General features: G+C 47.2%; 12 protein-coding genes and 2 pseudogenes. 5 read left to right on the top strand and 9 right to left on the bottom strand.

What is annotated here, in order from left to right; all coding sequences use genetic code 11:
• The first annotated feature begins 2 nt into the window (after window positions 1-2).
• Entirely contained in the window at window positions 3-1,625 is a 1,623-nt protein-coding gene (pfaD, locus tag BEL05_RS07705) for an eicosapentaenoate synthase subunit PfaD (protein WP_069670812.1), read from the top strand.
• Window positions 1,626-1,721: 96 nt separating this feature from the next.
• Here the strand turns inward: pfaD and pulA are convergent, their stop codons facing one another.
• The 3 genes from pulA to BEL05_RS07720 form a co-directional block, all read right to left on the bottom strand.
• Window positions 1,722-6,056, bottom strand: a complete 4,335-nt coding sequence (pulA, locus tag BEL05_RS07710) for a pullulanase-type alpha-1,6-glucosidase (protein ID WP_439332367.1) — start codon at window positions 6,054-6,056, stop codon at window positions 1,722-1,724.
• 111 nt (window positions 6,057-6,167) lie between these two features.
• Window positions 6,168-9,098 (bottom strand): TonB-dependent receptor, encoded by a 2,931-nt coding sequence (locus BEL05_RS07715; RefSeq protein ID WP_069670814.1) that lies wholly within the window; start codon window positions 9,096-9,098, stop codon window positions 6,168-6,170.
• A 276-nt stretch (window positions 9,099-9,374) separates the two neighbouring features.
• The gene (locus BEL05_RS07720) at window positions 9,375-11,675 is read right to left on the bottom strand and encodes a penicillin acylase family protein (RefSeq protein WP_069670815.1); all 2,301 of its coding nucleotides are present in this window, start codon (window positions 11,673-11,675) and stop codon (window positions 9,375-9,377) included.
• 191 nt (window positions 11,676-11,866) lie between these two features.
• Between BEL05_RS07720 and BEL05_RS21170 the strand changes: the two are divergent.
• The 3 genes and pseudogenes from BEL05_RS21170 (at window position 11,867) to BEL05_RS21275 (ending at window position 13,460) form a co-directional block, all read left to right on the top strand.
• A pseudogene (locus tag BEL05_RS21170) lies at window positions 11,867-12,117 on the top strand (hypothetical protein).
• A 134-nt stretch (window positions 12,118-12,251) separates the two neighbouring features.
• Complete coding sequence (locus BEL05_RS07725; RefSeq protein ID WP_139151846.1) at window positions 12,252-13,085, top strand: transporter substrate-binding domain-containing protein; 834 nt, start codon at window positions 12,252-12,254, stop codon at window positions 13,083-13,085.
• 252 nt (window positions 13,086-13,337) lie between these two features.
• Window positions 13,338-13,460, top strand: coding sequence for a hypothetical protein (locus BEL05_RS21275; protein ID WP_259650978.1), 123 nt, complete (start codon window positions 13,338-13,340; stop codon window positions 13,458-13,460).
• Window positions 13,461-13,540: 80 nt separating this feature from the next.
• On the opposite strand, the gene BEL05_RS07730 is transcribed toward BEL05_RS21275, so the two are convergent.
• Complete coding sequence (locus tag BEL05_RS07730; protein ID WP_069670816.1) at window positions 13,541-14,125, bottom strand: lipid-binding SYLF domain-containing protein; 585 nt, start codon at window positions 14,123-14,125, stop codon at window positions 13,541-13,543.
• Between the two features lie 329 nt (window positions 14,126-14,454).
• Here BEL05_RS07730 and BEL05_RS07735 point away from each other — a divergent pair, with 329 nt between their 5' ends.
• Window positions 14,455-15,255 (top strand): molybdate ABC transporter substrate-binding protein, encoded by an 801-nt coding sequence (locus BEL05_RS07735; protein WP_069670817.1) that lies wholly within the window; start codon window positions 14,455-14,457, stop codon window positions 15,253-15,255.
• 78 nt (window positions 15,256-15,333) lie between these two features.
• Here BEL05_RS07735 and BEL05_RS21175 read toward each other — a convergent pair whose 3' ends face one another.
• The 5 genes and pseudogenes from BEL05_RS21175 to BEL05_RS07755 all read right to left on the bottom strand — a co-directional run bounded on the left by BEL05_RS21175 (window position 15,334) and on the right by BEL05_RS07755 (window position 20,818).
• Entirely contained in the window at window positions 15,334-15,570 is a 237-nt protein-coding gene (locus BEL05_RS21175) for a hypothetical protein (protein WP_245686957.1), read from the bottom strand.
• A gap of 69 nt (window positions 15,571-15,639) precedes the next feature.
• On the bottom strand, window positions 15,640-15,882 hold the full coding sequence (locus BEL05_RS21180) for a type II secretion system protein (protein ID WP_245686958.1): 243 nt from the start codon (window positions 15,880-15,882) through the stop codon (window positions 15,640-15,642).
• Between the two features lie 257 nt (window positions 15,883-16,139).
• Window positions 16,140-17,461, bottom strand: a pseudogene (locus BEL05_RS07745) (M20 metallopeptidase family protein).
• 156 nt (window positions 17,462-17,617) lie between these two features.
• The gene (locus tag BEL05_RS07750; protein ID WP_069670818.1) at window positions 17,618-20,044 is read right to left on the bottom strand and encodes a TonB-dependent receptor; all 2,427 of its coding nucleotides are present in this window, start codon (window positions 20,042-20,044) and stop codon (window positions 17,618-17,620) included.
• Between the two features lie 237 nt (window positions 20,045-20,281).
• Complete coding sequence (locus BEL05_RS07755) at window positions 20,282-20,818, bottom strand: outer membrane protein (RefSeq protein ID WP_069670819.1); 537 nt, start codon at window positions 20,816-20,818, stop codon at window positions 20,282-20,284.
• Window positions 20,819-20,890 lie beyond the last annotated feature (72 nt).

The raw sequence follows: 20,890 nt of genomic DNA on the forward strand, positions 1-20,890 counted from the left end.
AAATGAATCCTACGACAACCAACGACAAGTTATCGCCATGGCCTTGGCAAGTAAATGATGCCGACATCAGTTTTGATACGGCTGCCATGGCCGCGCAACTGAAAGATTTCAGCCGTGCCTGCTACGTCATCAATGACAGCGACAAAGGCGTTGGCATCGCGACCGAAGCCAACTTAATCACAGAAGGTAAAGCCAAAGGCCATCCTGTCAGTGCTTTCACCCCGGCACTGGGCACTGAGAGCCTTGGCGACAGCAACTTTCGCCGCGTTCACGGCGTAAAGTATGCCTACTATGCTGGCGCCATGGCGAACGGCATCTCCTCAGAAGAACTGGTTATCGCCTTAGGTAAAGCGGGCATTCTCTGCTCATTTGGCGCTGCGGGCCTGATCCCAAGCCGGGTAGAAGCCGCCATTAACCGCATTCAAGCGGCGCTGCCCAATGGCCCTTACATGTTTAACCTTATCCATAGCCCAAGCGAACCTGCACTAGAGCGTGGCAGCGTCGAGCTATTTCTTAAGCATAAGGTTCGTACCGTTGAAGCATCAGCTTTCTTAGGCCTCACACCACAGATTGTTTACTACCGCGCAGCAGGTCTTAGTCGCGACGCCCATGGCAACATTGTTGTTGGCAATAAGGTGATCGCCAAAGTGAGCCGCACCGAAGTGGCAGAGAAGTTCATGATGCCAGCACCGGCTAAGATGCTACAGAAACTCCTTGATGAAGGGTTGATCAGCGTCGACCAGATGGCGATGGCGCAGCAGATCCCCATGGCTGATGATATTACGGCCGAAGCCGATTCTGGCGGCCATACCGATAACCGTCCTTTGGTTACATTGTTGCCGACGATTCTAGCGCTGAAAGAGGAGATCCAAGCCAAGTACCAATACCCAACGCCACTTCGCGTAGGTTGTGGCGGCGGTGTGGGCACCCCAGATGCGGCATTAGCGACCTTTAATATGGGCGCAGCTTATATCGTTACCGGTTCAATCAACCAAGCCTGTGTCGAAGCCGGGGCCAGTGAGCATACCCGCAAGCTTCTGGCCACCACAGAGATGGCCGATGTCACCATGGCACCTGCCGCCGACATGTTTGAGATGGGCGTTAAGCTTCAGGTGGTTAAGCGTGGCACCCTATTCCCGATGCGCGCTAACAAGTTGTATGAGATCTACAGCCGTTATGACGCTATTGAGTCCATTCCTGCCGATGAGCGTGAAAAACTTGAGAAGCAAGTGTTTCGCTCAAGTCTCGACGATATCTGGGCAGGCACTGTTGCCCACTTTAACGAGCGCGATCCTAAACAGATTGAGCGCGCCGAAGGTAACCCAAAACGTAAGATGGCACTGATTTTTCGCTGGTATTTGGGACTATCGAGCCGCTGGTCAAATTCTGGCGAAGTGGGGCGTGAGATGGATTACCAAATTTGGGCTGGCCCTGCACTTGGCGCCTTTAACCAGTGGGCAAAAGGCAGTTATTTAGATGACTACCAAAACCGTAATGCGGTAGATTTGGCTAAGCACTTGATGTACGGCGCGGCTTATCTCAATCGTATTAACAGCATCACCGCCCAAGGCGTAAAATTGCCTGGTGAGCTACTGCGCTGGAAACCCGTTGAGCGCATGGCATAGTGTACTAGATGCTAGAAACTAGGTGCTAATTGCTAAACTCATAAAAAAACCAGCTTACGCTGGTTTTTTTATATTCAGGTTTTATCAAACTCGCGATTAATTCACCTTAGTCACAGTTAAGGTCGGCGAGCTTGCATCAGGCCCCATCACGCTAAAACGATACGTACCATCGACGGGTACATTAAAATGCATGTTAGCGCCTTTTGAGGCCAAAGTTTTCATCTCCCCTTCCACCACAGTCTCTTCACCTGCAATGGCACCAAAATCCACGGTCGACCAATCGCCAGTGGCGATCTTAAACTCATTATCTCCCGCACTTAGAGCAATATCGACACTGTAGAGGGATGAGCCTTGATAACTGAGCGCATCCACTTCGCCCCAACCGTTCATGCCACCGCGAATATAAACCGTGTTTTCACCAAACATCTCTGTCTTATGCACGGTTAATACCGGGGCGTTGCGGTCTGACATATCGAACGTGAAGGTGTAAGTATCATCGCTATCGACATCGATACTGAGGTTGCCACCTTTAACCGCCAGCAGTTTCTCAACGCCTAAGGTCACCACACCATCTGCTTCACCACTGCCGTAATCCACCGTTGACCAGTCGCTTGATGCAACCTTAAAGCCTTTATTGCCAGCACTGAGCGCTATCTCGGCGCGATAGATGCTGCCGCCCATATAGACTAACTCATTGTCAGTTCCCCAAGCGTTAATGTCGCCACGTAAGTATACTTGAGTCCCCACAAAAGGCTCTTCGTTGTAAACGGTTAACACTGGGTTTTCTTTATCTGATGCATCGAGTGAGAATAGATAGGTTGCATCGATAGCGGCATTAAACTTAAGGTTTGCCCCTTTCGCAGCAAGCTGCTCTGCCACATCTTGCACCACGTCGGCATCAGCAGCTGAAACGCCACCAAAGTCAACGCTGCTCCAATCGGCTGAGGCAATCTTAAACTCGTAGTCACCCGCAGCCAGCGTAATAGCAACGCGGTATTCACCGCCGCCTAAATAGACAAACTTATCCTCTTCACCCCAGCCATTCATGCCGCCGCGCACAAACACCTCAGTGCTGCCATAAGGCACTACATCTGGTGCGCCCGCCGTTGCTGTGGCGCTCAAGCCTTCGCCCTGCATGCTGCCTTGCTGTTTCACAAACACAGCCGTGGTATAAGCAGGCACAGTGAAGGTGCCCTCATCGGTACCTTGGCTAAAACTTGCGCCGCGCACTGTGTTGTCAATCGATTGAGCCAGCGTTGGGTGCAAGCTAAAACCTGTGGCCGTTGGCACTGTATGTGATTGCTCTGCATTGCTGCCATTGACCATCACCACCATGGCATCGACACTGGGGTCGAGATCAAGCAGCTCCACACCGTCATCGACACTCATGACTATCACGCCTTGGGTCTGGTTTTTACCTATATTGTGGAAACCGACTCTGTCTAAAATCGCTTGCTCAGAGGTTAATTGCAGCAGCGGGCTGTCGCGACGAATACTCAAGAACTCATTGAATACCATTGAGGCAAACTCAATCTCAGACGTTGATGCCGCCGCATTGGGGTTTGCCGAGATCCCAGCGATCTGCTGCCACTTGCTGCCGTTATCTTGCGCCAACGGCAGACCTACGTTCCAGTTGTTACTGGCTTTGGTGAAGTCAACCCAGTTAAACCAGTCGCCGGAATCATAACTGTTTCTGTCCATCGATTTAGAGCGAAGCATATCGCCGCCCATCTGCAAGAACGGAATCCCCTGGCTCATCAGTGGAATGGTTGCTGCGATATTTTGCACCCGCACACGATTTTCTAGGCTGAGCCCCACATCATGCTTGGTCTGTAAAATATCCCACAGCGTTTCGTTATCATGCTTTGAGACATAATTGATGCTGTCGGCAGGGTCAAGCGCATAAGCCGTTGGCTGCGAGTTCCAGCTAAAGCTGCTGCCTGTTGCCGTATTGCCATTAAAATCTTTTAACAGGTAGTTTTGCAGATTGCCGGCCATGGAAAGACGCAGCGTATCTTGGTCACGCAGGTAGTCATCCTTTTGCTCTAGCGCAAACAGCGCGCCGCCACGCACCGCTTCACGGATCCGGTCGTTGAAGGTGCCAACCTCTGAGCCTGCCATATTGGCCTGAGTCGCTTGCTCAAACAGCCGATTATCTGCCACCTCACCAAAGTTCCAGCCTTCACCATAAAAGTAGTTATCGGCATCGACCGTTTGCACGGCTGTGCGAGCATCGATAATACTCTGTTTAGGCATGTGCCCCATCACATCGAAACGGAAGCCGTCGAAGCCATACTCTTTGGCTAAGATAACCAGTGAATCAGTAACAAATTTGTCCATCATGCGATGCTCTGTGGCCGTATTGTCACAGCAGGTAGATGACTCTATGGCGCCCGTCACTTCGTTGTACCTGTGATAATAACCGGGCACCACTTTATCGAGCACTGAGTTGTCCCACAGTCCTGATGCACTGGTGTGGTTATAGACTACATCCAGTACCACTCTAAGCCCCATCTCATGCAGTGCTTGGTTCATGGCGCGTAGCTCTTTGATACGCGCCGTGCCATCTGCCTCACTGGCATAGCTGCCTTCTGGTGCAATAAAATGCTGTGGATCGTAGCCCCAATTAAAGCCATCAACACCACGCATCGTGTTGACTAGATCCTGTGCATCGCCAGAACCTGGCAGGCTGTCAGCCAAAATAGACGCTATGCTTGCTGACTTATCTTGAGTCTTACAGGCGTTGGCATTGTCTTCAATCTTGGCACACAGCGTGGCTAAGGTATCGGTTATCTCAATGCGCTCATCGCTGTTTTCATTGATGGTGGCAATATCCGTCACGGGTAACATATGAAAGTGAGTGACACCACTTTCGGCCAAGGCTTTTAGATGAGTAACGGGTGCGCTGTCTGTTTCGGTAAAGGCTAAATACTTGCCACGATTGGCCGCAGAGGTGCTCTCATCACGAATACTAAAGTCACGAATATGGCCTTCATAAATCACCGTTTCCTCAGGATTTGCAACCGTCGGTACGCTATGTTCATCCCACCCTTCAGGTTTGAGCGCGTCGCTACTCAAGTTAACAAATTGGCTGTAGCGGCCATTACTTGAAACGTTAAGCGAATAGGGATCGGTGGATTCAATCACCTCGATTTGCTTAGTCACTGGGTGATAAACCGTCAGCGCAAAGCGATAGAACTGCATATCCAGTGACATATCACCGGCATAAGACCAGATACCTGTGGTGCTATCTAATGTCATCGCCTTGGTATCAGTGAGGTTTTTTCCGCTGTCATACAGCTTTAACTCAACCTTTTGCGCGGTTGGCGCCCATACCTTGGTTGTAATCTCTGCATCGCTGTAAAGCACACCAAGCGTGGCTTCATCGGCATCGTTTTCGGCGTTAGTGTACAAGTCATCGAGTACCTTAGCCGCTTGCACAAAGGTAGCAGCAACAGGCTTGTCGTCACTGTCATAGGCCGCTAGCACTAACTGCTCCTTTGCGATCGCTTTGGCTTGATCTGCGGACAACTCAATATGATAAGCAGGCCACGCGGCCAAGTGTGGCACCAGCGCTTTTTGCTCATCGCTGAGTTCGCTAGAGGTTACTGTCACTTGGGTGCCAGAAATCACATTGTTGTCATCGGCCTCAATGCCCGCATTAGCCGAGTGATGCAGTGCAAATTTAGCGATGCCATCTGGGTCTTCATTCCACACTAAGGTATTTCTATCTAGCCAATGAGCGCTTGCTCCGCCAATAGAGAATCCCACCTCTAAAATAGGAAAATCATAGACATCGCTCTCACCATGAATAGTAAAATTAATGCGATCAAACTGCGCTTCAGGCGCGGCACTGTCATCGAATGGCTTAAGGTTCATGGTCAGATCACCGTCACCTAACGCCTTACCCGATCCTTCAGTGCCTTCATGAACAATAAAGTTGGCGCACTCACTGTGGCCCGCTTTCAGGTTTAAGATCCAGTAAGCCCCGTAGTTAGGGTCTATGCCATCAAAGGAGTGACCATTAGCCCAGTCAGTTGAATCAAATGGCGGCGCAAAAGCATCACAGGTGTCGTTATTCCATGTGTGCAATTTAAAGCCAGGGTAATTAGGATTACTCCCTGAATTATCTTTGTCTTTGATGCGGTTGTAATAGAGCACCGCCTGCTCTACCGTCGGTGTCGCTATCGGCAATGGCAGGTCAGGGTTATAACCGACGATACAACTTTCATTGTTGGCATCGGGAAATTTAGGTGCCTTACAACTGATGGGTGGCGGCGCAACACAGCTAGTGCCCGTGGCGTCGGGCACCATAGGTACATCACAGGTCAATAATACTTGGCCGGGCTCAGACGAGTCCCCACCGCAGCCAGATAGCGCACCCACACTGACGGCGACGGCCGTCAGTTGCATGATTCTAGAAAACCTCATCATGAGTGATTTCTCCCTACAAATTTAGTTATTGTTATGGCTAGGTCGGCGTAGCGAGCCAACGACTGATAATGGCCAAGGCCTTGCTGGGTAAGTAACAGTTGATTGCGATTACATGACATAAGTGAACCCCAGATAGAACTCGCGACCAAAATACTGCAAGGTGCCCGTCTTTTGCTCGGTACCGAAATAGCTCTTGGTGGGCTCATCGGTCAGGTTGTTCACTTGGAACAGCACGCCAAAGCTATCCGTCATCTGATAGGAGGCTTGATAATCGACAACGGTTTCGGCGGCAAAATTGACCACTTGCTCATTAATCGCGACCTGCTCAGAGACAAACTCATCGCGATAACGGGCACTAACACGGGTCTCAAATCCTTCATAGGAGTAAAACAGAGTCGCACTTAGGACGTTATTAGACAGACCGGGTAAATCTTGGGTCACGCTGTCGCCACCTAGGCTGGTGATCGACTGCACCTCACTTTCGGTATAGGAGTAACTGGCATTAAAACCTAGGCCAGACCATGCCTCAGGCAGTGAAGCAAACACTTGGGTATAAGCCAGCTCTAACCCGCGAATATAACCTCCTTCGGAGTTATTAACTGCAGTGGTATAAGTGCCATTAGTGGTTTCAATCTGCTCACCACTGACCGGATCAACAATATAATCAGGCACGTTAAAGCCATTACCTTTAAAGTCGAAATCATCTATCGCAACGGTGTCGATAAAGGAGTCGATATTCTTGTAGAACAGCGCAGCAACAAAAGCCCCCTCGTCAAAATAACGCTCATATGAGAGATCAAACTGATCGGCATAGAAGGGCATCAAGAATGGGTTGTTGGTACTCGATCCGTTGATAATGCCATCATCACTCACACTGGCACTGGCATCGCCGGCAAGACGGTTAATAGGCGGGCGCGACATCACTTTGGCCGCCGCAAAACGAATTTGCGAATCGTCGGTGATCTTAAAGTTTAAGTTTAGTGATGGCAGGTAATCGGTGTAAGTGATCCCCTTAATCGTTGGCGCATAGTAGTTATTGATGATGCCCACTTCATCGATAATATTTTGTGCACCAAGCGCGGGATCACCCGCCACATTTTCAAGCAAGGTAGCAGATTGATCGGTATTGACGATGCGCACACCAAAGTTACCCGTTACGGGTATATCACCGATCTCAGTGTCGATATTGAGCATCACATAACCTGCTAGTACCTTCTCGAACACCTCACCACTTTGCAGCACCGACCAAGAGTAGTTGCTGGTGTAACCTTGAGGGTCTAACACGCCAGCGGCATTCCCCCAAGTTTGCACTGGCTGCGGCACACCATCAGGGAACCAAGCGCTCAGTGCGGCGTCGAGATCGATAGCCAAATAGGAGGGGAAATAGCTAAAATCACCTTCCCAATCGACAACATTGACCATATCGTTAGTCAGTTTAAGTGGCGGCTCACTTTTAGAGAACGCGCCATCATTGCCATACTCAAATACCGAGCGGTTGTTAGAGTAGTTGCGATCAGAATAACGTGCACCCACCTCAACAGAGGCGATGTAATCGTTGTCTAAAAGATAGGTAAAGTCTAAACGGTAAGCTTTAACTTCATCCTCATTTTCAAAAGGATAAATACCATATTTACTCACCATAACCCGATCGATATCGGAAAAGGCTCCAGCTTGATTAAAGCCAACATCAGGCAGATTTAAACCATTTAACTGGTAACTGATAGAGACATTCTCATCAAACACTGGGCTGTCTGCATTGGCATCAACGGCGACATTTGACCACAACAGGCCGTTACGAAAATCGCTTTTTGCCGACGAATAGGAGACATCCGCAGAGACATTAAGGTCATCGGTGAGCTGCCAATCGGCATTCACACCAAAGCTGTTGACCTCATCAAAATCTTGGTTGTCATCGTTGACAATTTCAACCCGAGTGTAGCTCTTTGAATTGCGATTAAACGTACCACCAATTACCGCATTACCATCAAGCACAGGGTTGGCCACACTGGCCGAGGGTCCGCCTAATTTGACTCGGTAGCCTCTAGCAAACGCCTCACTGTCAAAGCGCGACACAAAGGCGTCAGCCTTTAAGGTAAAATTATCGACTGGCGTCCATTCAATCGCCCCCATGTAACCGTTCCGCGTCTCTACGCCGCCGAGATGTTGGACCTCAAATCCTTCGCTGATGTACTCATTGGCAGGGTTATCTATGGGGCCATTGGTATCACCTGCCACACCATCGACATCTTTGTTATCGTTGTAAGCAAGACCAATGAACTGAGTTGCTACGCTCGGCTGTTCAAGCCGAGCAAAACCTAGGGCAACCCCCAAGGTTTCATCTAAAAACTTGCCCTGATAGGAGAAGCTCAAGCGGTGGCCATACTCTTTTGCACCATACACTTCACTGGCGCGGTCGTTATACATGCCCCGCGCGTTAACCATAAAATTATGAGTATCGGATGCACTCAGAGGGCTGGCGGTTTCCAGCTCAACAGTCCCTGCAACGCCCCCCTCAATCAGCGAGGCCTTAGGGGATTTATAAACGGCGGCGGAGCTGATTAACTCTGAAGGATATTGATCAAACTCGATACTGCGTGTGCCACTGGTCGATACCTGTTCGCGACCATTTAAGGTGGAAAATACAAAGCCACCCGACATACCACGAATATTGATTTCCGCTGCTTGTCCGCCGGTACGCACGGCCGATATGCCGGGGAGACGGGTCAATGCATCGGCCATAGAGACATCAGGCAAAGCCCCTAAGTCATCGGCAGAGAGCTGTTCAGAGACTGTATCACTAAAACGCTTGGCATTAAGCGAGTCAATGAGGCTGCGACTGTATCCAGTCACCTCTATACGCTCAATATTTGATAGATCTAACTCGGTTTCCTCTACTGGTGCCTGCGTCGGTACCAGCACCTCTGCCGGTGTTTTATCTTCCACATTTTCGGCGGCACCAACAGTCACTGGCGCAAACATAACGCTCACCCCAGCAGCCGCCAACGCCAAGCTTAAAATACTTGGTTTACATTTGAGCATCGATAATCCCCTCACCTTTTTGGACTTTTTGTCACCCAACGCTCAGTTATACGACTCAGATTAATGCAAACATTGGGTATTTTTTATCCCGCTATACTAGGCATGGCAACATTCTAGCAACAACACACTACATACGTATTCATAACAAATTGGCAACAGGCCGAGGTCGGGATAGCTATTTAATCAACTGAAAAATATACAGAATTCAGAATGACTGAGGAGATGAGATATAGTGAATGGCTAGTCGGCCATTCACCATGATTATCGTAAAGCGCGTTAATTAATCGGTTGTAGGGTGAGCTTGGCTTCTATTTGGCTTGGCAACAAAGGCGTTGAGGCTGCCGCGGCATACTCGTTAAATCCGGCGCGATAATATTTAGACAAGGGATGACCTGATTGTCCGCCAGGGATGGTGAGCACAGCTTGAGACTCTAACCCAGGCTGAACGATAAAACGCTGCGAGGCACCAAAACTTGAGCGCTGCACGGCTGGCATGAACGTATCACCAAACCCGGTCACCAGAGGCATATCGAGCCAACGGCTCAAAAGCGGTATTTGCTTACTAAAGGGATGCTGAATATGTAACGTATTCACCTTACCCCATGCTAAATCTTCGTACTCACCACCTTCGCTATACTTAGCCATAAGATGCTCTGTGGAGCGAACGTAGGCATCAATGGTAAAGGCTTGCCAGTTATCGAAACCGTCAGGTAACCAAGTGGTTGGTTGCTCAGCCAATAACTGCCACATCGCGGGTTCAAGGTAGCGTTTAAGCACAGACAAACTCATCGTATGCTTATTGAGACTCGCTTCAATTGGCGCAAAGCTGGCATCGATTAAACGACTACGAAAGTGTTTTACCAGCGTAAAACCGACAGAGTCTGCACAGGCACATTGACCCCAATCTCTCAGGTACTGAATATCTTTTGCAAATCGCTTAGGTTGCGTCATCAATGCCTTGACCAAGTACTCATGCCATGGCGCATAAAACTTCGCCTCATTATCGAGCTGAATCCGATAAAAATCCGCTTCATCAAAGCTATCTTGTGCAAGCAATCTATCGCGGATCTGCATCCCTCTGGCGCCCAGCGCATAGCCACCATCACCGAATCGCTCTGCCTCTTGTACTGACATCACCCGTGCATTAGCCGTCCAAATTCGTTGGCTAGTGGGGTTTTTAACTTGCGGTAACTCAAGTTCATCTTGCAACCAGTTATTCCACTGAACTTCATCATGTTGCTGAGCAATATCGGCACTGTTGGTTCGGGCTGGTACGGCGCCAGCAGGCTGCCAAGCCGCATTACCCTTATCATCAACAATCAGCAAATTTTGTACTGGTATACCAAAGTGTTTCGCTATCGCTAAGCCCTCATCGACACTGTCGACCGTCTCTAGCCCCATCAGCTCCATGTCAACCGCATAATCTCTATGAGCTACCCAACTTAGCGCATATTGATGCCCAGCTAACTGCTTAACTGGACCAAAGCGCGACATAGGAAACTTATACGCCACCTCAGATGCCGGTAGCTTTATCACTTCCTTTTCAGTGGTTAACATTTCACTGTTGTCGATAGCTATCCAATCTGCGGTGTCGATATAAGCGTTGGTAAATCCCCAAGCCACTTTGCCATTTGTGCCGACCACAATCGCGGGAGCCCCCGGCAGCGACACACCTGTCACCTGTACCTTATCGCCAGTGGCATCGGGGTAATTGAGCTGGGCACGATACCAAATAATCGGTACGGCAAAAGAGAGGTGCATATCGTCGGACAACATAGCTCGGCCCGACTCAGTCAGCGCCCCAGTTACTGCCCAGTTGTTACTGCCCACTTCGGCTAACTCTTCTATAGGTAGTTCTCGTCGATGCGCCATCAAGTGCTCGTCAAGCATAGGGATCGCCGTACCTTGATTAGCAATGATACTGCCATCGAGCGGTGCCTGATAATTGGATGCTTGGGTGATAAACTGCCGCATCGGCGTACCGAAAAGATGATCAATCAAGGTTAAGGTCATATCACGTTTAATGGTGTTACCCTGCAGATCTAAGTACATGCTATAGATGACCAGCAGACTATCACTACTCACCCAGGGTTTTGGCGACGAGCGAGTGAGTAGGTATTCAAAAGAGTTAAGCGACTGTTCGGCCAACGCTTGATTGACACCATCGGCATAACGCTCGAGTAGCTGCTTCTGCGCTGCGGGTAATTGAGCAACGATCTGTTCGGCGCGTTTTCTCAGCTGATGAAAACGACGGCTTTTATCTAAATTTAGCGCCGCAGGTCCAAATATCTCAGCTAACTCACCCGCCGAATTGCGCCGCAGCAGATCCATCTGAAAGAAGCGGTCTTGCCCATGGGCAAACCCTAGCGCAAAGGCGACATCTTGACGGTTTTTGCCACTGATCACAGCAGTGCCTAAGCGATCCCGTTCGATTGTGACAGGCCCACTCACCTTAATGGTTTTCACTTCGCCAGTGAGTTTAGGTAAACTAAGATGTAAGCCAATGTAGACCGCCACTATCAAAATAAAGATTAGAGATAGCAGAGATATAACGCTCATTTTTATAATTTTATTCATGGTGTAGGGCAATGATAGGTAAACGACTTTGCTCACTATAACCAAGTTGCTTAAATGTTAACAGTCATTAAGCTCTGTTGAGTATTAGTGGCTTTTTCTGACAGATGACACACTAATTCGGCAAGGGAAGTCGATGCTGCTTAAGTATTCTCTATTCTAGTAACATCACCTCAAAGGAGCATGAGTCAGCCATGGCAAAACCCAATAAAAAGGCCCTACTCGCACTGTTGATATTTTTTGCAGCCAATGCAAAACTCAACTGTTTAAATATCGAAAAGGCGGCAAAGGCGCACTAATTAAGTGCTTTAAGGAACGTATAGTCGACGATTTCACCCAAAATGCCGGTGTCTGTCCTAGCTGCCAGCAACATTTTGCCCGAGAAACCTTAATCAGAGGTGTGCCAGCATTAAAGTTTGTCGGCAGCAAAGTCTTCATGAAATGAGTCGCTAAAAAGGAGCCCAGGCAATAGAGCAATGCCATCATTCACTCACGATTTTGCTTTGATAAACTTCGCCGAAATTGACATTTCCAACCATAATGACTGCAGCATGTCCTAAACAAAAATATCGGTGACCTTTGAATAGTGGAAAAGAACTGCTTATCAAGCTAATACTTGCGTTGCTCACAACCATGCAGCTGAGCAGCAGTGTCTACGGCTGTGAGATCACCATGGGATATCGCACAAGTGAACGCCAACCCTATATACAAGCCGCACCCAATAATGAAGGTTTGTATCAAGCATTATATAGCGCTGCAGCGCAGCGTATTGGCTGTAAACTCAGTATCGTTCGCCAGCCCAAACACCGCATACTCAGACAGATTATGCTAGGCACAGTAGATTTCTACCCAGGCCTAGGTTTCAACACTGAACGGGATACCTTTGCGCAGTTTATTCCTAATGGATTGACTGAGCGATACATTGGCATTAGTCATCGTTTTCAACCGCAAATTAGCTCATTAGACGAGCTAGTTGGTAGTGAGGCGATATTACTCATTTCACCTGGTGGCTATGAAGTCACCGGCATTCCCGATGGGGTCCTATTGCGCAAGCCAGCGGATATGGATGTAGAGCAAGCCCTCGATTTACTGAGCGCACGTAAAGGAGATTTTTTTACCTATGACGAAGCCACTTTACGCTACATTTTAGATCATGGTCGGCATAGTGATTTAACGCTGCACCCACAATGCTGTGAAGCTGAACATGATATGTACATGGGGTTTTCCCGTAAGAGTCAGCACTTTGCACAGCAAGCAAACCTCAATTACGATGCGAAACGCCCTGTATCGGCCATGAACAGTCAGTTTGCGCCCCATAAAGATTCCATCGCCTATGCGATGTCTATGGCGTTAACGGCAATGAAATTAAGCGGTGAAACCGAACAGCTCAGGGCGAAATATTTCGACAACTAAACACCAAAAATGACCGCATCACTTGTTCGTTAAGCGTCGTTACCATGACCATCAGAGCGCCACTAAATGGGGACAAAAAGTGTTACAGGTGTACGCTCACAGTATGAGTGTAAAAATTAAACTTAATGCTTTCTATCAATCTTGATTCCGACTAAACTTAATCATGAGCATACCTCGATGCCGCTTAGTTATCAGTAAAAATGTCACAGCTCAACGACCGTCAGGGAGATGGATTATCGTATGGAAACATTAATGAAAGTTTGGAATTCAACCCCAGAGCTGGCTAAACCTCTTTTGGCCTTAGCCATGATCTTTTTGCTTGGCCTTATCGCTTTTTTCATTGGCAAAGGTGTGGGTGTATTAATTTACATGTAAGTGCCATCGTCACCCAAGAAAATGCCGCATAACAGTCTTAGTCAGACAATGACGCGGCATTGACACTAAACCGCTAGTGATTACTCTTTATGTTCCATAAAATCGTCACTGAAATCGGTTGGCCAATATTTATAACCTTGTACAGTTGCCTGCGCAGCAGCGCCCATCAAGTTGACTTGGTAAGTTTTAACGCCATCAAGATCGGCTGATTGGTTGGCTGATGCTTGATCGCCGCTCTCTTCATATTTAGCACTGGCTTCCGCTTGCGCTTGGCCCTCATAACCAGACTCTTTAAAACGTTTTACTGCATCGGCTTTCATAAATGCTTGCACAAATGCTACCTGTTTCCAGCCAATGCCGGCACCGACGCCACCTGTAGCAAATCGGTAATAGGAGGTTGCCCCCTTTTCGCTGAGCACGCAAACCCCGCCTCCAGTCGATAAGGCAAATAGGTAACTGTTGCTACCCGTGCACACGACATGCGCCACAGCCTCCGCTACCGCAGTCTTTGCAGCAGGTTGTTCTTTATAGATTTCTTGTAGCGCCTCTTGCGTCTCTTTACGCGCATTGGCTTTTTTCGATTCTGGTGTGTCACCCGTAGCGCAGCCCAATAAAACCATTGGAACCAGGGCACACGTAACCGCCAATCTGTTTATCTTTAACATGCAATGTCCTCACTATGTATTGCCTATATAAAGGCTGATCATCTGATAAATTTTGAATTACTGAGCTAGAGATAAATATAGCTAACAATAGTTAATGCACAAAATTGAGCTAGCTGAGTCTTTAAATCTTGATATGAATATCGAAAGTTACTGAGAGGCAGAGTTAATTTTATGATCAAAAGTAGACAATTTGTCTCAGTCTCTTTAATACTTTACCGATCTCTGTAGCAAGTCTGAACATTGACTCTCAACAAGCATTGCAGCCCAAAATGAACTGCGCTTTTATAGCCCGTATCAAAACCATTTCATCATTAAAATAGGGAAATCAAATGCACTGCAAAGTAATGTTCTTCGCGCTCACCCTCATCGCTTTATCAGGCACCAGTCACGCAGCGCCAATAGAATTTCGCGCTGCTGGCAGCTTAAAGACAGCGATGACAGAGGTGATCGAGGCGTACCAAACACAAGGTCATGCTCAAGTCGCTCCCCAGTTTGCGCCATCTGGCTTACTGAGGAAGCGTATCGAACAAGGTGAAAATGTTGACCTATTTGCCTCGGCAAATATGAAACACCCAAGAGCCTTAAATAAAGAGGGAAAAAGTGGATCAGTAGTGATGTTTGCCCGCAATAAACTCTGCGCATTAACGCAACCCACTATCAACGTAACCTCTGAGAGTCTATTGGCTCACATGTTAAACAATAAAATTCGTTTAGGTACATCAACCCCAAAAGCCGATCCCGCTGGTGACTATGCATTTAAGGTTTTTGATCGCGCAGAGGCCGTATCAGCAGGCGCACAAATGACACTCAGTAATAAAGCACTGCAACTAACTGGTGGGCCAAAAAGTGCGAAATCACCAGATGGACGCAACCCTTATGGCTGGGTGATGGAAAACAACCAAGCGGATATATTCTTAACATACTGTACTAATGCGGTACTTGCGCAAAAAGAGGTGAGTCAATTGAAGATAGTACAACTACCTGACAACCTTAGTGTCGGGGCAAATTACGGCTTGACCGTCATCGAAGGCGCACAAGTAGATTCAACAGAATTAGCCCTATTTATCTTATCGCCCCAAGGGCAAACCATTTTAGCCAAATATGGTTTCGACGCACCGACACTGCCGTAATAGCAGCTTATCTTTAGCGCAACAGCGCGCCATAAGCCGCGCTGTTAATTTATCTAAAACCTCGAACATTCTTGGGCATCAACAATCATAGGTTAACGTTTTCAGGGCATAACTCCGACCACTAGTAGGTGCCACATATTCCAAATGACATTTAAAATTACCACTTTTAATATCAGCAACTTTATCTTTAAATTTCATCGGAATAATTCCACTCGCGTGACTATTTATATATGGCTCAACTAACCAGTCATCATCGCTCAATCCCATCACGGTTTTATAGTTTTTTTGCACCACAGGATCAAACTGTGTTGCCATAGGATAGCCGTTATACACGTAAAGACGAGTACCGGAGATATCAACAAAATAATAACCGACCAATACATCCTAGTGTGGATCACCACCACATGAATAGGAACAGTCTCCCTTATCAGCAATCCCAACGACTTGGTTTTTGGAGTTCACCATTTGATTCATTGAAGCTATGGTACCGCCAACGGATTTAATCATTGCCGTTTGAGACTCACTTGACAGCGATAGCAACTTTGGTGCAACAATGACACTAATTATAGCCAGGAAAAGAATCACCATCACTAGCTCAATAAGCGTAAAACCTTTCTGTTGCTTCATTTACCACCCCGCCGTTACAAGTGTTGCGAAACTTACACAAACACTCAGGCGCTAGCAAGGTAAAACACCATTGAAACGACATGTCACACCAACCAATTAACGCATTGTAAAACAATGATAAACAACAATCACAACCCAGACTTACTACAATAAGAGACACAACAAGAGACACACCGATATCTCAATAGCAAACAGGATAGGTAAACACAGATCTATGATCGACATCGTCTAATGGTTAACAATTAACAACCCAAAAACTAGGGTTTAAACAGATCAATTGTTGCCTGACTCATGGCATGTACCCCCGTACTAATTGCAAGGGGGTAATCAGGCGCAAACTGACTCGAATGCAACGAGGGCAAAGTATCACCACTTTTAAGACTTAATTCATATACCTTGGGTGGTACTGCCCCCAACCAAAAAAGCGTTATCGGACGTTGATGCGCTGTCAATCCATATAAACCAAAATCTTCCCCCGCCATCACAGGGGCAGACTCAAGCACATTATCATTGCCAAGTACTTGTTCAATACTCGCCTGCACTCGCAGAGTTTGCTCAGGGTTATTATAGGTTGATGGAATCGATTGGGTTTCATCGACTACCACGACAGGCATTAATGCATTAGGCAACCCGGCACTCATCGCGATCCCTTTTGTTATCCGCTTTATGGCAGCGATTTGCTGTAAACGCACCTCGGGGTTATAGGAGCGCAGCGTCAACTGCAGTTTGACCTCATTGCCGATAATATTATGTTTTGAGCCTCCATGAATTGACCCCACTGTTATCACATTTGGCTCAAGGGGCGACACCTCTCGGCTTGAAATGGTTTGCAGTGCAAGCACGGTCCTTGATGCCAACACCACGGGGTCAATAGTGGTATGTGGGTAAGCGCCATGCCCGCCCTTGCCCTTTATAGTTATGTCCACTGAATCGACGTTCGCTAAGGCATAACCAGGAGCAATCGCCACTTTCCCAGCAGGTACAGATGCGCTGACATGCAGCCCTAAAATATGATCAGGTATCGGAAACTGAGTAAACAATCCCTGCTTTAACATGGCTTTCGCACCGCCGCCTACCTCTTCAGCGGGTTGCGCTACCATCATCAAAGTGCCTTGCCAGCTATCTTTATTGATCAGTAGTTGCTGAGCCGTACCGACTAATGTTGTCATGTGGACATCAGGCCGCACCCATGCATCACCCCTACGCTATTATTATTCGCGTCTAGCGTTTTGACTTTTGATGCATACACTTTGCCCGTTTGCTCGGTAATAGGCAGCCCATCGGTATCGGCACGCACCATGACTGTCGGCCCTGCGCCATTTTTGTAAATCGCCACCACTCCATACCCACCAAAATTACTGGTCACATCAAAGCCCAGCTTAGTGAATTCCATCGCGAGTCGTGCACTGGTAGCTTTCTCTTGATAGCTCAGTTCAGGGTATTGGTGCAGATGGAGATACAGCGATTCCAGTTCAGGCATAGCCACTTTAATAGAGTCTTGCAATTTTGTGGCATGCACAGAGGATGTGACCAACAGCCCAGCCATCGCTAGTGTGAAGAGTTTTCTATCAATAGTCATAGTGTCGTCATCTGTTAAAAGATTATTTTTTAACCTAACACAGAGTCAATGAAAACATAAATCGTCCCTGTATACGGGAAAAGCACAATATTGAATAACCCCAGTTACGTAAATAAAAAATGCAGCCAATTGGCTGCATTTTTTATACGGCATCAATTATAAACGATAGGTAAAGGTTAGCTTGGCATTCCTCTCCTCGCCTGGCATACCGCCAAGGAACATGGCCTTTGAATAGTAAGCTTCGTTGAAGAGATTGTTCACGTTAAGTTGAACCCGCCAATCATCAGTATCATAACCAATGGCAGTATCCACTACGCTATAGCTTGCTACATAGCCATCAGGAATACCGAATGAACTAGAGTTAGTGCTGCGTTCATCAACATATTTAGCCCCCATGCTGATGCTTAGCGGACTCGACAGATTGAACCACTGAGCACCATAGGTCACCCATGCGCTCGCGGTAACATAGGGAACGCCTTTTTGACGAGTATCAAAGCTACCACTATTGGGATCTTTTTTGTCTCTGGCGTCTTGATAAACGCCGTTTAAGTTAATCGACCATTGATCGTTTAAATGGGCATTGAGATCCAGTTCGACACCTGAAGTCTCTTCGCTACCATCATAATAATACTGCGGTATACCAGGTGCAGAAACGCCAGTCTCATAATCTTTATTGTTGTACTGCAGGTTGGTGCGAGAACTTTTAAACAGCACCAAGGATGCTAACATCTGATCATCAAAGGCTTTAAATCGCATGCCAAGATCATTACTAATTGATTCAGAGTCGAGCCTATCTTGACCATCCCCTTTCACACTGCCTAAGATGCTATAAGCGGTTCGTCCCTTAGAGTGATTAACAAAGAATGAGAGATCATCGCTCGGCATATAAGTTAGACCAAGATTATAGGTAATACCGTCATCAGAGGTATCAGCCTCTGGCGTAGGCTGCGCTCGGCTTGCACTATAGCGAGAGTCCACACCAAAGTGTTGATAGCTTTGTGAAATATCATTAAATGCAACACCGATGCGGCTAGTCAACCCATAACCAAAGTAACCCACATGCTGTATACCGACTCCCCATGCACTCACTTTCTTATCATAGTTACTGGTAAGTAGCGGGTCATAATCGCTAAATTGGCCTTGAGCCCAGTTAGGCTTTCTAATATCAAAAATGTACGGCAAACGCCCTTGATAGATCTGTTCACCCGCTTTGTTTTTAATCACCTTATCGGCATCATAAATAGAGTACTGCTTGAAACGAATGTTGCGATCTTCATAGTTGGCATTCACTAACAGTTCGTTATCTATATTTCCAATTTGAAAATCATAGCGCAAGTCCGCAAAGTATTGCCATGAGGTCTCATCGGCCGAAACTTGGCGATATTCCTGTCGACGCGCAGCGAAGGGATATAACACATCATCGACAACCAGTGGCGCACGCGGATCCGCATTAATGGTTCCACTTCGATTCCAGTACACATAGTTATAGGCGCCTGTTTGGCGCGCAAACCCTGACTGGTAATCGCGATACTGTAACTGTTGATTAAGAAACAGATTATCCGTTAAAAACAGATTGTGAGTTAATTTAAACCTTAGCTCTTCACCTTCATTGTCTTTCGCCATGGGCGAAATAATGCCCGCATGACCAAATGCATAAGGTGTTAATCCATCATTTGATGATAACGAATTTGCTAATTGCTGGCGTTGCTCGTCAGTCAGTTGAATCCCAATGCCGTTAGGGTCATTGGTCAAGTCTTCCCAGCTCACATCACCGGCAGTTTTCCCGCCAACCGAATCTGCGTTATAGATACGAATAGGATGACCAATCGAATCAACCGCAATGGCGTCCTTAATGTACGCAACGCTTAACATGAGGTCTTGATCGTCATCAAATTGATACTTAAGTGACCCATACACCTCATCACGGTCGGTACCTATTTCACGATAACCATCACTGCGAGCCGATTTAGCCACCAAACGATAAGCAAGGTTTTCGGTTAACCCCGCAGTGGTGTCCAACGCTAAAGAGTAGGTTTGCCACTGACCCACCTCAGCGGTAAACTCGTGATTGGCTTCAAACTGTGGTTTTTTCTCAATAAGATTAATCACCCCTCCAGCACTGCCCATGCCATACAATCCGGTAGCAGGCCCTTTTAATACTTCAACAGATTCGACATTGGTTAACGAGCGTGTTGGATTGAAGGTATTGCCAAGTCCAGCTCCACCATACATGCCATCATAGGTATAGTTGGCCCCCAGACCGCGGATAACAATATTGTCGCCAATACCATAGTTGTTACCTGCCTGCGTCACACCACTAATATTGCGAAGTAAGTCTTGCAAATTGCCAGCACCTTGAGTCGTGATCAGCTCTTCATCGACAATCACTACCGCAGCCGGCGTTTCCATTAATGACATATCTGATTTAGTGGCTAACCCTGAATTCATCACCACTTGATTTTGGCGACCATAAACCGTTATCCGTTCAACATTACTGGCTGTTTCTTGTTGCGCATACGATACGCTCGACAACCATGGTGCTGCGCAGGCAAGCGCAAGTACTGAAAAACCCATTTGCTTCATTTGTTATAATCTCCCCCTCTCGATAATGCGCGAATGATAACTATTATCATTAATATCACAACAGGTGTTTCAGGCGATGATACAAACGTTGAGGGGTTTGCCTTTGTTTTACATACTTTTTTCACCACCGACTTTTACAATGTAAATACATGAAATAGTAGAATAAATAGCCAAAACAAAAAGCGACATAAAAAAAATGCAACCACTTGGCTGCATTTTTTCATAATTAAGTAGGGTCTAGAACTGGTAATGAATCCCCAGGTACACATTACCTAGGTCGCTCTCAACGCGCTCATCCACACCATTGGTATCAAGGTCGGTATAAAGCATCTCATAAGCTAAGCGGACATTAATATTATTGCTAAAAGCCATGTTTAAACCGGCTCCCCATAGCCAACCGACACCATCATAATCCGCATCGGATTTCACCTTAGTCGATGCCGCTCCCGCTTTAATAAACATCGAGTAGGTATTACTAAAGTAGTGATGAAATTTAGCAGCAAAAGAGAGGTGATTTGCGGTCACATCGCCGACATCAACATAGTTGTCAGTCATCACGTAGGCCGTTTCAACAGCAAAGTTTTTGCTAAAATAGTAGCCGCCATACACACCGTAGCTTATCGCTGACTCATCAAACGCCCCAGCCTCTAGCTGGGAATAACCTCCCAATGCACCAAGGTAGTAGCCCTTGATATCTTTCACTACGATTGCCGAAGCCGAACTAGCAACTAAACTACAAACTAATGAGAGCACAACTAGCCATGATCGCTTCATTTATCCCCCGACCTATGTGTTAACAAGTATCTAACATCATAGACTAAAACTTTCGGGATATTAAGTCTTTAA

The organism is Shewanella colwelliana (genome assembly GCF_001735525.1).
GTDB classification, from domain to species: Bacteria; Pseudomonadota; Gammaproteobacteria; order Enterobacterales; family Shewanellaceae; genus Shewanella; species Shewanella colwelliana.

Bases quoted from the DNA above. Each gene is read 5' to 3' on its own strand.
- BEL05_RS07750 (WP_069670818.1), bottom strand. From the start codon at position 20,044: ATGAAGCAAATGGGTTTTTCAGTACTTGCGCTTGCCTGCGCAGCACCA.
- pfaD (WP_069670812.1), top strand. From the start codon at position 3: ATGAATCCTACGACAACCAACGACAAGTTATCGCCATGGCCTTGGCAA.
- BEL05_RS07720 (WP_069670815.1), bottom strand. From the start codon at position 11,675: ATGAATAAAATTATAAAAATGAGCGTTATATCTCTGCTATCTCTAATC.
- BEL05_RS07730 (WP_069670816.1), bottom strand. From the start codon at position 14,125: ATGTTAAAGATAAACAGATTGGCGGTTACGTGTGCCCTGGTTCCAATG.
- BEL05_RS21175 (WP_245686957.1), bottom strand. From the start codon at position 15,570: ATGGCAACACAGTTTGATCCTGTGGTGCAAAAAAACTATAAAACCGTG.
- BEL05_RS21275 (WP_259650978.1), top strand. From the start codon at position 13,338: ATGAAAGTTTGGAATTCAACCCCAGAGCTGGCTAAACCTCTTTTGGCC.
- BEL05_RS07755 (WP_069670819.1), bottom strand. From the start codon at position 20,818: ATGAAGCGATCATGGCTAGTTGTGCTCTCATTAGTTTGTAGTTTAGTT.
- BEL05_RS07715 (WP_069670814.1), bottom strand. From the start codon at position 9,098: ATGCTCAAATGTAAACCAAGTATTTTAAGCTTGGCGTTGGCGGCTGCT.
- pulA (WP_439332367.1), bottom strand. From the start codon at position 6,056: ATGAGGTTTTCTAGAATCATGCAACTGACGGCCGTCGCCGTCAGTGTG.
- BEL05_RS21180 (WP_245686958.1), bottom strand. From the start codon at position 15,882: ATGAAGCAACAGAAAGGTTTTACGCTTATTGAGCTAGTGATGGTGATT.
- BEL05_RS07735 (WP_069670817.1), top strand. From the start codon at position 14,455: ATGCACTGCAAAGTAATGTTCTTCGCGCTCACCCTCATCGCTTTATCA.